Source organism: Caballeronia sp. KNU42 (assembly GCF_053760385.1).
Genome location: NZ_CM132388.1, coordinates 2,820,059 through 2,832,736, shown reverse-complemented (window position 1 = coordinate 2,832,736; position 12,678 = coordinate 2,820,059). Strand labels below are relative to the sequence as shown.

The window sequence follows — 12,678 nt, the reverse complement described above, 5'->3', positions numbered from 1 at the left end:
TTGGCGATTTCGCAGGGTTGCGATGAGGGGAATAGAGGGGGGAATTGGGGCTTACTCGTGAGTTAGCTGTTTGCGTGGACTGGTTGCGATCGGAGCAAACAGCGCAGAGCCAAGGGCGGTACAAAGGCACGACGACAAAAAAGCCGCGTCCCTTTCGGGAACGCGGCTTTTTTGCTATTGAGCGCTTACGCTAAATCAAGCAAACGTATCGACCAATCCCACCTGTTTGCGCACCGGCATGCTGATTGAGCTCAGCGTGCCCAGGCTGCTGCCGTCATCTACGCCATCCGCGCTTCGACCACCTCTACCCGCGTTCGATGATGCCCCGCCATTCTGCTGGCTCGACTGCTGACCCATGAGCCCATCGCTCACGCTCGCGCTGCCCAAGCCAATTCCGCTTGCCTGCATCGCTTCACGCAAAGTCGGTAACGCCGCTTCGACCGCCGCCCGAACCTGCGCGTGCGTCGAAACGAACAACGCGTGCGCGTGGTTGTCCGTGACCTGCAAGACCACTTGCAACGGCCCCAGATCCTTCGGATTCAACGTCAGTTCAGCACTCTGTTGATGGCCATTCGACAGAAACACCACCTTCTGGCTAAACGCCTCATCCCAGCCGCTCGACCCGACATGCGGCGCAATCGCCGCGCTGCCGGCCGCCGTTGCGGCACTCTGCACGGGAGCGCTGCTCGCGCTCGCCGACGCGGCCTGCATCGAAGCCGAATGTGCCGCAGCATCGGCAGTCGCTTTGTAGGCAGCACTGCCATCATCGGCCGGCGTTGCGGAAGCCACCGCCGTTGCCTCTGCTTGTTGCGTAGCCGATGTCGCGCCGGCTTGCTGCGTTGTCGATGCCCGGCTCGTCGCGTCACCCGAGGACGCTGTAAGCGAGATCGCCCGGCCCGGCTGCCTCGACCCACCCCCCTTGCCGCCCGCATTCGCATTCGCAGCGTTGGCCGCAATCGCACCATTCGCCGCTGCTGCGGCCGCCGCTGCCGCTGCATCGGGCGATGGCGTTGCAGCACCCTGCGTATTCGCCAACTGCGCGAGCGCAGCCTGAAGCGCATCATCCGCAGTCTTGGCGTCGCTGGGCTTGTCCTTCGACTGCGTGGAAGACGTCGCGCTCGCCGCTTGCGCATCCATCGCGGCAGTGGCCGGATCGGTCGGAGCCGTGGCCGGATCGGCGGCCGCACCGCCGCGCGCCTTCAACATGGCCGCCACGGTCGCAGCCGCAGTCGCGGCCGCTGCTGCTACCGCCGCTGTGGCTTCGGGCTGAGTCTTCGCTGCATCGGCATCCGTCTGAGCCGAAGCCGTCGCGTTAGCCGCCGCCGTGGATGCGGTCGCGGCCTGCGTTTGATCGGCCGCAGATGAAGCTGATGACGCCGATGACGCCGATGACGCCGAAGAAGCCAACGACGTCGACGCGCTCGAACCCGCCCCCTGCGTCTGATCTGCCGTCGCCGCCTGATCCGCGCTGTCGGCCTGATCCGCCGCCGCTTTAGCCTGTGCAGTTGAAGCGTCGTCGGGCTTGGACGCGTCGTGAACGCTGCCCCGCGCCGCCGCTGCCGCCGCTGCGGCTTTCGCCGCCTGCGCCTGCGCTTGCACCCGCGCCTGAGCCGCCGCTTCCTCGTTAGCCTTGGTGGTTATGTTGTGCAGCGTGGAGACGAACGATGCCGCCGCGTCATCGCTCGCCGACGTTGCCGCCGCGTTCCGCGATTGGGCAGCGCTCAAGCTAAGCATCGTGCTGGCAGTATTAACGGTGGACATGCAGGAGCCCTCGCATCTTGTGCAAGATAAAAATCGCTATAAAAATCATGCCTTTTCGGCGCGCATCCGCAACATCTTGGAAGCGTGCTCATCGGAATCACGTTGTTCGATTCGCGATTCCTGCTTCGCCCGCACTGCGTCGCCGCGCGCCGCCAGCACTTCGTAGGAACCCAGTTTCTGCTTGCGCTGCTGCCATTCCGGCTTGGCCGCTTCCAGCCGGTGGTTCGCGCCCACGAGCAACTTGCGCTGCTGGTTGATGGCGGAATCGAGGGTATCGACGAATGCCTGGAAGTTGCGCAGCGTCTGCGCGGTCGTGCCTTCCTGCGCCGACGCCGTAAAACGCGCGTGATACTCGTCCCGATACGTGACCAGCGAATTCAACTGCGCCTCCACCTCGTCGCGCTCTTGCTGGAGCTTGCCAAGCTTTTTCGTGGCAGCCTCCAGTTCTTCTTCCGCGAGGTTGATCAGGGTAGTGATCGGCAGATGCTTGGACATGGACGTCAGATTCCTAAATTATCTTTATTCGAATAAAGCATCGAGTTGGGCCAGGCTTGGATCAAACATGGCCTGCTCACGAAATCCTTGCTGCAAAAACGCTTCAATCCGCGGATAAAGTGCAATGGCGCGATCAAGCAGCGCATCCCGCCCCGTGGAATACGCCCCGACATTGATCAAATCGCGATTGCGCTGGTAGCGCGATAACATTTGTTTGAACAAACGCACCCGGTCCAGGTGCTTGTCGTCGATCAGGGCAGTCATCGCCCGGCTGATGGACGCTTCAATATCGATGGCGGGATAATGCCCCGCTTCGGCCAACGAACGCGACAACACAATATGGCCGTCGAGAATGGCGCGCGCGGAATCGGCAATAGGATCTTGCTGATCGTCCCCTTCCGTCAAGACCGTATAAAAAGCCGTGATCGATCCGGCGCCCTCCCGGCCGTTCCCGGTTCGCTCGACGAGCGCCGGCAATTTGGCGAACACGGAGGGCGGATAGCCTTTGGTGGCGGGGGGTTCGCCGATTGCGAGGGCAATTTCGCGCTGCGCCATTGCATAGCGCGTGAGCGAATCCATGAGCAAAAGTACGTGTTTGCCCTGATCCCTAAAATATTCGGCCAAAGAGGTCGCGTAGGTCGCACCTTGCATCCGCAAAATGGGTGACACATCAGCAGGCGCCGCTACCACGACGGAGCGCGCGAGCCCGTCTTCGCCCAGAATCTGCTCGATGAATTCCTTCACCTCGCGGCCCCGTTCGCCAATCAGCCCGATCACGATCACTTCGGCGCTCGTATAACGCGCCATGGTGCCGAGCAGCACGGACTTGCCCACGCCCGACCCCGCGAACAGGCCCATGCGCTGGCCGCGTCCCACGGTCAGCAACGCATTGATCGCGCGCACGCCGACGTCGAGCACCTTGTGAATGGGTTCGCGATTGAGCGGGTTGATGGTCGGCGAGGTCAGCGGCGCATCGATTTTCGAGCCAAGGGGCCCGAGGCCGTCAAGCGGCCTGCCCGACGCATCGACCACGCGGCCGAGCATTTCCCAGCCGACCGGCAGGCGCTTGGCGCCGGCCATCGGATCATTGATCGGCGCGCTTTCCAGCGGATACACGCGCGCCCCGGGCAGCAGGCCGGAGACTTCGGTGGTCGGCATGAGGAACAGCTTGTCGCCGGAGAAACCGACGACTTCGGCTTCGGCCATGGGAATCGAACTGCCGGCGGGCAACTCGATCATGCATTCCGAGCCCACGCCCAGCTTCAATCCGACGGCTTCCAGAACCAGGCCGGCTGCGCGCGTAAGACGCCCGCACGCGCGCAACGGTTTCGATATCTGGCTGCGCGCCTTGCTAGCTTCGAGCTGCGCGCGCCAGCCATCCAGATGCGGGTTGTTCGCCATATCGGCGAGATCGACGATGGTCTGGGCCGCAATTTCTTCGATCGTCGGTTCGACGTCGTCGTCCGCGGCGAGCGGACCGAACGACGCGCGCGCCAGTTCCTGTTCGAGCTCGCTCAAGCCTTCCTGCGTAACGCGGCGCGCAGGGCTTGCATTGACATGGGCTAAATTCACCATGGTTGTGACCTCCCGAGCGCCGCCGCCACGCGCTCCCAGCGCGTGACATTGGTTGCGTCGATTTCACCGCTGGCCGCGTGCGCCCGGCAACCGCCGCGCTCAATATCCGGATCGGTCCTGACCGACCATCCCGCCGCCTGGAGTTCTTCCAGCAAATACGCCTCGACAATCGGCAGATCCGCCGGATTCACCGTCAGATAGGGCGCTCCGGCCAACGCCGGCTCGGCGGCGATCACCGAGCGCGCGACGGCCAGCACCGCGGTCGGATCGAGTGTCAGATGCTGCGAAACCACTTGCTGCGCGATGTCCAGCGCCAGCGCGGTCAGCGCCTCGGCAACGACAGCGTCCGCGGCTTGCAGCGCAATCTTGAAAGTATCGGCCATTTGCGTCAGCCGCGCTGCTTCCGCGCGCGCGTGGCGGCGGCCTTCTTCCACGCCTTGTTCGTAACCCTGGTCGTAGCCGGCCTTGTAACCCATTGCCTGACCCGCCACATGGCCCGATGCCAGCCCCTGCGCGTGCGCTTCATCGCGGACGCGGCGCAAGTGCTTTTCCAGCGCGGCTTGATCGGCGGCGCTGCGATCGACCGGAACCGGATCGAACGACGCCATTTCCCAGCGCTGGTAAGCGGACATGCGGGCCTTTGCGGCCGCATCGGCAGCGTGAGCCTTCTTGGCGGCTTCGGCAGCGTCAGACATATGCGTCCTCGGCCTTGCCGCCTAACTGGATCTGACCCGATTCGGCCAGGTTGCGCACGACCTGCAGGATCTTGCGCTGTTGCGCCTCGACTTCCGAGAGCCGCACCGGGCCGCGCGAGTCGAGATCTTCGGCCAGCAGTTCGGCGGCGCGCTGCGACATGTTCGACAGGAACTTCTGCCGCAACGGCGGTTGCGCGCCTTTCAGCGAGACAATCAGCGTTTCGGATTCCACTTCTTTCAGCAGCAACTGGATTGCGCGGTCTTCGAGTTCGAGCAGGTTTTCGAACACAAACATTTGATCGATGATCTTCTGCGCGAGTTCCGCATCGAATTCCTTCACGTTTTCGATCACGGATTCTTCTTGCGCCGTCGACATGAAGTTGAGGATTTCCGCCGCCGTGCGGATGCCGCCCATCGGCGCGCGCTTCAGGTTGTCGCTGCCCGAAAGCAGCGTGGTCAGCACGTCGTCGAGTTCGCGCAGCGCGGCCGGCTGGATGCCGTCGAGCGTGGCAATGCGCAGCAGCACGTCGTTGCGCAAGCGCTCCGTCATCAGCGCCACAATTTCGGACGCCTGATCGCGGTCCAGGTGAACCAGGATTGTCGCAATGATCTGCGGATGCTCGTTCTTGATCAGTTCGGCGACAGCGGCCGAATCCATCCACTTCAGGCCTTCGATACCGCTGGTATCGCTGCCCTGCAGGATCCGGTCGATCAGCGCGCCCGCCTTGTTTTCACCGAGCGCCTTGGTCAGCACAGCGCGGATATATTCGCTCGAATCGAGCGACAGCGCGGTGTGCTGCTCGGCTTCATTGACGAACTCGGTCATGACGTTGTCGAGCTGTTCGCGCGTCACGTTTTTCAACGTCGCCATGGTCGCGCCGATCTTCTGCACCTCGCGCGGGCCAAGGTACTTGAACACTTCCGCCGCCTCCGATTCACCAATCGACATCAGCAGGAGCGCAGCTTTATTGAGGCCTTCAGCGTTCATCGGACACCCAGTTCTTGACGACCGTCGCGACGATTCTCGGGTCCTGGCGCGCAACCATGCGCGCGTAGTCGAGATTGCGTTCGAACTTGGCCTTGTTGCTTTCATGACCGAGCAAACTTACCTCGGCATCCTTTTCTTCTTCCACCTGCGATTTCGGCATGGACGGCCCGTCGAGCAGCGACAGGTCATCCGGCGCGGCCAGCGCTGCCGGCTCCGGAGGCGGCGGGAAGGCGCGGCGCAGCGCCGGCTTCACCATGCTGAAATACAGGAACAACGCCACCGCCCCGATCCCCGCGTACTTCGCGAGCTGGATCGCGCGCGCGATCATGTCCGGGGTGCGCCACCACGGCACGTCGGGAATCACGGTCGAATCCACCAGGAAGGTGCTGTTGACCACGTTCACCGAATCGCCACGCTTTTCGTCGTAGCCCATCGCGTCTTTCACCAGTTGCTGCACCTGATCGAGCTTGTCGGCGGGCAGCGGCAGCATGGTGACCTTGCCCTTGGCGTCGACCTGCTTCTGGTAGTTCACCACCACAGCCACGGACAGGCGCTTGATGCCGCCCATCGGCTGCTCGTAGTGACGCACGGTGCGGTCGACTTCGTAATTGGTCGTGGTGTCCTTGCGCATGCTGACCGGGGCGGTTTTCGCGCCCTCGGCGCCGCTCGCGGCTGCGTCGACCGGCGCGGAAGACGCGGCCGGCGGCTGGTTCGACAACGCGCCCGGCACGCCGCCCGCGGCTGCGCCGCCGCTGTCGTTCGACAGACTCGATTGCTGGCTGCGAATCGCCGTGTTTTGCGGGTTCGCGTTCGGGCCATAACTTTCGGCGGTTTGCTCGAGCTTCGAGAAGTCGATATCCGCGCTCACCTGCGAATGCGCGTTGCCGGCCCCGAACAGCGGCGCAAGGATGGCGTCGATGCGACCCTGCGTGTTGCGCTCGATCTGCTGCACATATTTGAGCTGCGACGCGTCCAGGCCGTTCGCCGAGCTCTGCTGCGTGAGGAGGTTGCCGTCCTGATCGACGATCGTCACGTTCTTCACGGGCATGTCCGGCACGCCGGAGGACACCATGTGCTGGATCGCGATGATCTGACCCTCGTCCAGCGCGCGGCCCGGGTAGAGATTCAGCATGACCGACGCGGTCGGCAGTTCCTTTTCCCGCACGAACACGGTGGGCTTCGGAATGGCGAGATGGACACGGGCTTCGCGCACCGAGGAGATCGACGCGATGGTTTTTTCCAGCTCGCCTTCCAGCGCGCGCTGATAGTTGACCTGCTCGGCGAACTGGCTGATGCCGAACTTCTGGTTATCCATCAATTCGAAGCCGACCGAGCCGTTCTTCGGCAAACCCTGCGACGCCAGGCGCAGGCGGGTTTCGTGCACGGCGTCGCTGGGAACCAGGATCGCGCCGCCCGATTCGGCGATCTTGTAGGGAATATTGCCTTGCTGGAGCGCCGCGACAATCGCACCGCCATCGCGGTCCGAGAGATTGCTGAACAACACCCGGTAGTCCGGCTGGCGCGACCACATCACCAGGCCCGCCACCACCACGGCCAGGATGGCGACAGCAATGATCAGCGGCATGCGCGGGTTGTTGCGGAACTGGTTGAGCATCGGCATGCGCGGACCGAAGCCGTTATTGCCGCTGAAGTCCGCGCCGCCCGCGTAGCCGGCTCCGCCCGTTCCCGCGGTGATCGACCCGGCCGCGCCCGGCGGCGCGCCGGTCAGACCCATGCGGGCGTCCGGGTTAATCAGGTTGGTTGTGGAATCCATACTTCGAAACTCTCCGAGTCTTGCGTTTTCTGCGAGGTGCGGCGGCGATGACCGTGCGCGCTGCAGGCAGTTTCATGAGAGGAATTATCCGTAAGGAGAGGTAAGTCGATTCAGCGAACAGAAGCGAGATTTGGTTCCCTTTCCCCGCTTTGGGAAATGGCGCTGCTGCTAGACTTTTTCCTAATCGGTCAGGCCATATGGCGAACCGCCCAGGCTCCGGCGAGAGACGCCGGCCTGAGGCCCGGGACAGGCCCCGGTTCGAATTGTCCCAGAAGTAAAGCGATCCATATGTTGCCGCCGATTTTCAGTTCCTTTCCGTTCCTTCTGGAGACACCATGAATGCTCCCATCAGCCCGCTGAGTTCGGCGCTTCAGCAAATGCAGGCCTTGTCGACGCAGGCTGCGGGCGGTGCCGGCAACGTCGCAAGCGGCAGCGTCGTGCCCGAATCGGGCGCAGCGAGCGCCGGCAGTTTCGCCGACGCGCTGAAGTCGTCCCTCGACAGCATCAGCAGCAGCCAGAACAACGCGATCACCCAGGCGCACGCGTTCGAAGTGGGCGCGCCAAACGTTTCGCTGAACGACGTGATGGTCGACATGCAGAAGGCGAACGTGGGCTTCCAGTTCGGTTTGCAGGTCCGCAACAAGCTCGTGTCCGCCTACAACGACATCATGAACATCTCGGTCTGAACGCTGTGCCGGCGGTTTTCCGCCTCATCGGCCTGCCGACCATTTCCCTTCCTGGAATTCGCTGTGACGCAAAGCACGCCTAAAGCTTTTGCCGCTTTCTCCGATAACCCGGATAGCAGCACGATAAACGATCAGACAAATAGAAGGGTCTTAACCCGTTTATCGGCACCGGTTCATCAAGGTCTTCGTCACTAGGTACGCTGGTGTGCAGCGCCTTCGAGCGAACGCCCATGAAGCGACGGAAATCGATAGAGGAGAGGGTCGGATGTTTTCCCAGGCACACGGTGGGGCCAACGCCTATGCGCGCGTCGGAGTTCAGACAGGGGTAATGGGCGCAAGCCCGCACAGGCTGGTCGCCATGTTGTATCAGGGCGCGCGACAGTCGATTGCCCAGGCGCGGATGCACCTGCAGCAGGGCAATATCCCGGCGCGCGGCGAGGCGATCTCGAAAGCGATCAGCATCATTGAAAGCGGTTTGCAGCAGTCGCTCAACAAGGACATTGGCGGCGATATCGCGGCACGCCTGGACGCGCTGTACACCTACATGGCGCACCGGCTGCTTGAAGCGAACGTGCGTCAGAGCGAAGAAGTGCTGGTGGAGATCGATGGCCTGCTGGCGACCCTGGAGGAAGCCTGGATGGCGATTGCACCCGATGCAGCAAAAATGGCTGCGGCGTGAAGCCGCGAAACTTGCTTGCACATAATGAAAACCACACACGAATATTTCGCTCATTATGAAGCGATTGCCGCACTTTCTGCGTGCATGCTGGCCGCAGCACGCAGTGGAGAATGGGGCGAACTGAAGACTATGCAGAGCAAGTACCGGGACCTGGTCGACGGCTTGAGAGAGGCCGACCCCAGTTCCGAACTGGACGACACCGCGCGTGCCCGCAAGCTCGAACTGGTGCGCCGGATTCTTGCCGATGACGCCGCTATTCGCGATCTCAGCACCCCCAGCCTCGCGCGTTTGTCCGCAGCATTATTCAGCGTGAACAGGCCAGTGCGAGTTTTGAAGAAGATGGTCGGGTTTCGCTAGACGCGCTTGATGTGGTTGACGCGTTTGCGGCTCGTTGAAACCGGTGGCCGGCCGTTCGGCTGGACTGCTGACCCGAGGATATTGGCATGACTGGACTGGACTCCGCCGTCGCTGCGCTGCTTGCCAGCCGCACTGACATGCTGTTGTCCGCGCTCAATACGCAGACCAGTTCGACCGCGCCTCAAGCCAATGCCTCGCAGCTTTCAGTCGATACCCCGCGCGTCGCCACGCCCGCAGCCGTCATCAACGCGTATGCCGCGCCGGGTCCGTCGACGCAGACCGCGCTAAGCGAGATCGCGCGCACGCTCGACATCATTTCGCGGTTCGGCGGCAGCGCGACGCCCGCCTTGCTCGGCAGCTTACCGTTGTGGCCGACCGCGCCGCGCCTAGTCCTGGCTGCCAGCGCGTTCGAGAGCCTGTCAGGGTCGTTGTTTTCCTCCAGTTCGGCGAATGCCGCGAGCGCGGTCAACCCGCCTGCGCCGCCTTTGCCCGTGCCCGTACTGGCGGCCATGCTGGCCCGGACCGTCGCGGATAGCGGCCTTTTCTACGAAAACCATATTGCGCTGTGGCTGGGCGGACAGCGTTCGCTTGCGTCGTTGCGAAATGAGCCTCAGGCGCGGGTGGACAAATTGGCGGATGAATTGCTGTCGGATTCCTTCCCGGCTGCTGCGGAAGCCCGGCCCGAAGCCGTCATCGACGAAACGCTGCTGCCACCGGCTTTCGCCGCAGCCGATACCCCCGACGCGCCCAATCCCATGCGTCCCGTGCCCACTCCGCAAACGCCGCAGCAGGCGGCGGCGATGGCGGCATCGGTGCGCGCAATGCCGGCCAGCGTGTTTTCATCGGCAGCGCAGGGGGCGGGGACAGCGGCAACGCCCGCGCTGCCTTCGGCCGCGCATCTGCTGGATTCGGCCGTGCAAGCGGCGGTGGCCTCCGGCATTCATCCATCGACTATTCCGCTGATCCGCCAGCAACTCGACGTACTCGCTTCCGACCAGTTTCGCTGGTCCGGCGAAGCTTGGCCGGGCGCGAAGTTCGATTGGGAAATCCAGCCTCAAAACCGCGCTCCCTATGGACGCGATGCGTTTCAGGATGGCGGCGCGGCAACCGGTCCTGCCGATACCGACCGGGCCTGGCACACGCGTGTCACGCTGAGCTTGCCCACGCTCGGCAATGTGGATGCCGACCTGGTTCTCACCGGCCAGCAACTGGTGGTGCGGCTGAACGCGAGCGAGGGCGGCGCGGCCCGTCTTGCCGCCGATGGCGATCATTTCCGGCAACAACTCGACGCCGCGGGATTGCAGCTCGCGGGGTTGACGGTTCACGCCCGCGACGCGCTGGCCGACCTGGCCGCTGATCCGGCATTTCCCCATTTCCGCGATGTCATCAGCGCCGCGAACGCAGCGCCATCGGCTGGGAGCGACACGTGAGTCCGCGCAACGATTCGCGCAAGCAGGCGACCGCGCTCACCTACGACGCCAAAAATGCCGATGCCGCGCCGCGCGTGGTCGCGAAGGGCTACGGGCTGGTCGCGGAAATGATCGTGCAGCGCGCCAAGGACGCGGGGCTATACGTGCATGAGTCGCCGGAGATGGTGTCGCTGCTGATGCAGGTCGATCTGGACTCGCGCATTCCGCCCGCGCTTTATCAGGCGGTGGCAGAACTTCTTGCGTGGTTGTATCGGCTGGAGAACGGGGTGGAGGCGGGGCCGCGGCCCGAAGTCGACCCCACGATTCCAGTGCGCAAGGGGCGTAACCGCGCGGCTTGATTTGCGGCCGTTGTCTTACCCCGCGAACGCACGCTCGATCACAGCGTTGAAGTCGAACGTGGCCGGCAGCGTTCCATATACGCGATTGACTGAACCACGGGCATCGCCGAGACGGGTTTCGATGAACGCCGCCGCCACGTCCGCAGGCGCGTGCTGCGCGAGCAGAATCCCTTGCGCGGTGAGCACCAACTGCTGCGCAGTCCCCCGCGCCGACGCTTCGCGCGTCGCCGGGTCACCGGTCAGCATGGCGAGCAGCGTCTTCAGCGCATCGCCGAGAACGCGATGTTCACCCGCCACCGCCTGCCAGGAATCGAAAAGCGCGCGGGCGGCATCGGGTTCGTGCTCGAATGCCCGCAGCACGTCGAGGCACATCACGTTCCCCGAACCTTCCCAGATCGAATTCACCGGCGCCTCGCGATAAAACCGCGCCATCGGCCCCGTTTCGACATAACCGTTTCCTCCCCAGACCTCCATTGCCTCGCCGGTGAATTCCAGCGCGCGCTTGCAGACCCAGAACTTCGCCGCCGGCGTCACGATGCGGCGCCACGCGCGCTCCTCCGGTTTGGCCGAATTCTCGAATGCGCCCGCGAGCCGCATGAACAGCACGGTGGCCGCTTCCGATTCCAGCGCGAGGTCGGCGAGGACGTTGCGCATCAACGGCTGGTCGATAAGCCTTGCGCCGAAGACCCGCCGATGCCGCGCGTGATGAATCGCCTGGATCAGCGCGGCGCGCATCAAGGCGGCGCTGCCGATCACGCAATCGAGACGCGTGAAGTTCGCCATTTCGATGATCGTCGGTACGCCGCGCCCTTCGTCGCCGATCATGACGCCGTAGGCATCGAGGAATTCGACCTCGCTGCTGACGTTCGAGCGGTTGCCGAGCTTGTCCTTGAGTTGCTGGATTTGCACGGCGTTCTTCGATCCATCCGGCGCGAAACGCGGAACGTAGAAGCAGGAAACCGGGCCTTTGCCGTCGTCGCTTTCGCCGGTTCCACCCGTGCGGGCCAGCACGAGATGCGCGTCGCATTGAGGCGCCGAGAAGAACCACTTATGGCCGATCAGCCGATACTCGCCGCCTCGTCCGCCCGCGCCCGTCGCGACCGCGCGGGTCCGGTTGCTGCGCACGTCCGAGCCGCCCTGTTTTTCGGTCATGCCCATGCCGATCATCATCGACTGCTTGCCGGCGCCGAGCGGGATATCGCGTGGATCATGCCGGCGCGAGAGTAATTGCTCCCGCAGGCTCGCGTAGAGCGCAGGTTCCTGTTGCAACACGGGAATGCTGGCGAACGTCATGGTCAGCGGGCACAACGAACCGCTTTCCAGTTGCGCGTGAAGAAAATATCCGGCGGCGCGCGCGGCCATGGAGCCGGGTCTGGGCGTAGCGGTTTCGAACGGCAGCGAGTGAAGCCCTTGCTCACGCAGCATGGAAAGCAGCGTGTGCCACGCCGGATGGAATTCGATTGCATCGATACGCTCGCCGCGCGCGCTGAACGGATGGTGTTCAGGCGTATGCCGGTTGGCCAGGTCGGCGAGCGCGAGGACGTCGGGTTGGGTGAGCGCAAAGCCGTCGCGAGTGAGGGTGTCGAGGTGCCACGCCGCGCCTTCGCGTTCCAGCGCGGCCACGAGAGACGCGTCGGTGGTCATCGCGTTGTAGCGCTCGAGCGGTGGCGCCTGGTTCGTGACTTCGTGCGTTTGGCCGTAGGTGGATGAACTCATCGCGTTGCCTCCGTCATGCGTTCGTTCAGTTTGCTCGCTCGCTTCAATTTTTGCAAAAAGCTTGATCGACGTCATGCACCACGGCTTCGCCCATTCAACCGAATAGCGCGAATTGACGTTCATTCAAAGTTTGCGCTTCGATTACTGCGTCAATGCGATGCCATTCATGGGTATTGCAAGACGT

General features: G+C 63.4%; 12 protein-coding genes. 5 read left to right on the top strand and 7 right to left on the bottom strand.

Features of this window, described 5'->3' with window-relative positions; translation table 11 throughout:
- Positions 1 to 195: 195 nt before the first annotated feature.
- Genes ACSOSP_RS12725 through fliF form a run of 6 tightly spaced genes read right to left on the bottom strand, consistent with a single transcriptional unit; the run spans position 196 to position 7,288 of the window.
- Positions 196 to 1,761 (bottom strand): flagellar hook-length control protein FliK, encoded by a 1,566-nt coding sequence (locus ACSOSP_RS12725; RefSeq protein ID WP_455307121.1) that lies wholly within the window; start codon positions 1,759 to 1,761, stop codon positions 196 to 198.
- A gap of 45 nt (positions 1,762 to 1,806) precedes the next feature.
- Positions 1,807 to 2,256: a flagellar export protein FliJ gene (gene fliJ / locus ACSOSP_RS12720; RefSeq protein WP_455307119.1), complete on the bottom strand. Its 450-nt coding sequence runs from the start codon at positions 2,254 to 2,256 to the stop codon at positions 1,807 to 1,809.
- 24 nt (positions 2,257 to 2,280) lie between these two features.
- On the bottom strand, positions 2,281 to 3,831 hold the full coding sequence (gene fliI / locus ACSOSP_RS12715) for a flagellar protein export ATPase FliI (protein WP_455307118.1): 1,551 nt from the start codon (positions 3,829 to 3,831) through the stop codon (positions 2,281 to 2,283).
- Complete coding sequence (fliH, locus tag ACSOSP_RS12710; protein ID WP_455307116.1) at positions 3,825 to 4,526, bottom strand: flagellar assembly protein FliH; 702 nt, start codon at positions 4,524 to 4,526, stop codon at positions 3,825 to 3,827. Before fliH ends, fliI begins: the two co-directional genes overlap by 7 nt.
- The gene (gene fliG / locus ACSOSP_RS12705) at positions 4,519 to 5,514 is read right to left on the bottom strand and encodes a flagellar motor switch protein FliG (RefSeq protein ID WP_455307115.1); all 996 of its coding nucleotides are present in this window, start codon (positions 5,512 to 5,514) and stop codon (positions 4,519 to 4,521) included. The genes fliH and fliG overlap by 8 nt, the downstream gene beginning before the upstream one ends.
- The gene (gene fliF / locus ACSOSP_RS12700) at positions 5,504 to 7,288 is read right to left on the bottom strand and encodes a flagellar basal-body MS-ring/collar protein FliF (RefSeq protein ID WP_455307113.1); all 1,785 of its coding nucleotides are present in this window, start codon (positions 7,286 to 7,288) and stop codon (positions 5,504 to 5,506) included. The genes fliG and fliF overlap by 11 nt, the downstream gene beginning before the upstream one ends.
- A gap of 335 nt (positions 7,289 to 7,623) precedes the next feature.
- Between fliF and fliE the strand changes: the two genes are divergently transcribed.
- The 5 genes from fliE to ACSOSP_RS12675 all read left to right on the top strand — a co-directional run bounded on the left by fliE (position 7,624) and on the right by ACSOSP_RS12675 (position 10,778).
- A complete protein-coding gene (fliE, locus tag ACSOSP_RS12695; protein WP_455307111.1) occupies positions 7,624 to 7,974 on the top strand; it encodes a flagellar hook-basal body complex protein FliE in 351 nt (116 codons plus the stop codon).
- A 265-nt stretch (positions 7,975 to 8,239) separates the two neighbouring features.
- The gene (gene fliS / locus ACSOSP_RS12690) at positions 8,240 to 8,653 is read left to right on the top strand and encodes a flagellar export chaperone FliS (protein ID WP_455307109.1); all 414 of its coding nucleotides are present in this window, start codon (positions 8,240 to 8,242) and stop codon (positions 8,651 to 8,653) included.
- A gap of 24 nt (positions 8,654 to 8,677) precedes the next feature.
- The gene (locus tag ACSOSP_RS12685; RefSeq protein WP_455307107.1) at positions 8,678 to 9,010 is read left to right on the top strand and encodes a flagellar protein FliT; all 333 of its coding nucleotides are present in this window, start codon (positions 8,678 to 8,680) and stop codon (positions 9,008 to 9,010) included.
- Between the two features lie 86 nt (positions 9,011 to 9,096).
- Positions 9,097 to 10,440 (top strand): flagellar hook-length control protein FliK, encoded by a 1,344-nt coding sequence (gene fliK / locus ACSOSP_RS12680; protein WP_455307105.1) that lies wholly within the window; start codon positions 9,097 to 9,099, stop codon positions 10,438 to 10,440.
- Positions 10,437 to 10,778 (top strand): EscU/YscU/HrcU family type III secretion system export apparatus switch protein, encoded by a 342-nt coding sequence (locus tag ACSOSP_RS12675; protein ID WP_455307103.1) that lies wholly within the window; start codon positions 10,437 to 10,439, stop codon positions 10,776 to 10,778. Before fliK ends, ACSOSP_RS12675 begins: the two co-directional genes overlap by 4 nt.
- 15 nt (positions 10,779 to 10,793) lie before the next feature.
- Here the strand turns inward: ACSOSP_RS12675 and ACSOSP_RS12670 are convergent, their stop codons facing one another.
- Positions 10,794 to 12,494: an isovaleryl-CoA dehydrogenase gene (locus tag ACSOSP_RS12670; protein ID WP_455307101.1), complete on the bottom strand. Its 1,701-nt coding sequence runs from the start codon at positions 12,492 to 12,494 to the stop codon at positions 10,794 to 10,796.
- Positions 12,495 to 12,678: the final 184 nt, after the last annotated feature.

What these genes read in the sequence shown, in the direction of transcription:
- ACSOSP_RS12725 (WP_455307121.1), bottom strand. Translation starts at nt 1,761, where the DNA reads ATGTCCACCGTTAATACTGCCAGCACGATGCTTAGCTTGAGCGCTGCC.
- fliJ (WP_455307119.1), bottom strand. Translation starts at nt 2,256, where the DNA reads ATGTCCAAGCATCTGCCGATCACTACCCTGATCAACCTCGCGGAAGAA.
- fliI (WP_455307118.1), bottom strand. Translation starts at nt 3,831, where the DNA reads ATGGTGAATTTAGCCCATGTCAATGCAAGCCCTGCGCGCCGCGTTACG.
- fliH (WP_455307116.1), bottom strand. Translation starts at nt 4,526, where the DNA reads ATGTCTGACGCTGCCGAAGCCGCCAAGAAGGCTCACGCTGCCGATGCG.
- fliG (WP_455307115.1), bottom strand. Translation starts at nt 5,514, where the DNA reads ATGAACGCTGAAGGCCTCAATAAAGCTGCGCTCCTGCTGATGTCGATT.
- fliF (WP_455307113.1), bottom strand. Translation starts at nt 7,288, where the DNA reads ATGGATTCCACAACCAACCTGATTAACCCGGACGCCCGCATGGGTCTG.
- fliE (WP_455307111.1), top strand. Translation starts at nt 7,624, where the DNA reads ATGAATGCTCCCATCAGCCCGCTGAGTTCGGCGCTTCAGCAAATGCAG.
- fliS (WP_455307109.1), top strand. Translation starts at nt 8,240, where the DNA reads ATGTTTTCCCAGGCACACGGTGGGGCCAACGCCTATGCGCGCGTCGGA.
- ACSOSP_RS12685 (WP_455307107.1), top strand. Translation starts at nt 8,678, where the DNA reads ATGAAAACCACACACGAATATTTCGCTCATTATGAAGCGATTGCCGCA.
- fliK (WP_455307105.1), top strand. Translation starts at nt 9,097, where the DNA reads ATGACTGGACTGGACTCCGCCGTCGCTGCGCTGCTTGCCAGCCGCACT.
- ACSOSP_RS12670 (WP_455307101.1), bottom strand. Translation starts at nt 12,494, where the DNA reads ATGAGTTCATCCACCTACGGCCAAACGCACGAAGTCACGAACCAGGCG.